The sequence below is a fragment of the Protofrankia sp. CiP1_Cm_nod4 genome, assembly GCF_982290645.1.
Genome location: NZ_CEVIVC010000094.1, coordinates 7,605 through 8,189 on the forward strand (window position 1 = coordinate 7,605; position 585 = coordinate 8,189).

The window sequence follows — 585 nt, forward strand, 5'->3', positions numbered from 1 at the left end:
CGTCCCGGCGGCGCTGCCGCTGATGGTGCTCGTCATCCCCGGCGCCATGTACGCGCTGCAGCAGTCCTGGACCGAGCCGCTGCTCATCGCCTGCCTGGCCGGGATGGTGTGGGCGGTGCGCGCGGGCCGGCCGGGCTGGGCGGCCGTCGCGTTCGCCCTCGCCCTGGCCAGCAAGCAGCATCTGGTGCTGCTGGCCCCGGTCGCGGCGATGTGGCCGGCGTTCGGGCCCCGGCGGGTGCTCGTGGCGGCCGGCGCCGCCGCCGCGCTGGTGGCCCCCTGGGTGCTGGCCGGGCCGGCGGACTTCTGGGCGGACGCGGTGACGACCAACCTGGGCTACCCCGTCCGGGGTGACTCGCTGTCCATCCCCGGCGTGCTGGCTCACGCCGGGGTCACGGCCGGGTTCGCCCCGATGCTGCTCGCGCTGGCCGGCGCCTACCTGCTGGCCTGGCGGGTGCGCGCGGACGCGGCCGGGTTCTGCCTGGGCGCCGCCGTGGTGCTGCTGACCCTCGACGTCATGAACAAGCAGTCGTACTTCAACCACTACACGCTGCCGATGGCGCTGCTGGTGATGACGGTGAGCTGCCA

At 75.0% G+C, this 585-nt stretch carries 1 protein-coding gene; it reads left to right on the forward strand.

Annotated elements, in window-relative coordinates:
- Positions 1-585 (forward strand): glycosyltransferase 87 family protein (locus tag AC5LSR_RS16870; RefSeq protein WP_493468671.1); only part of this gene is annotated, 585 nt, incomplete at both ends.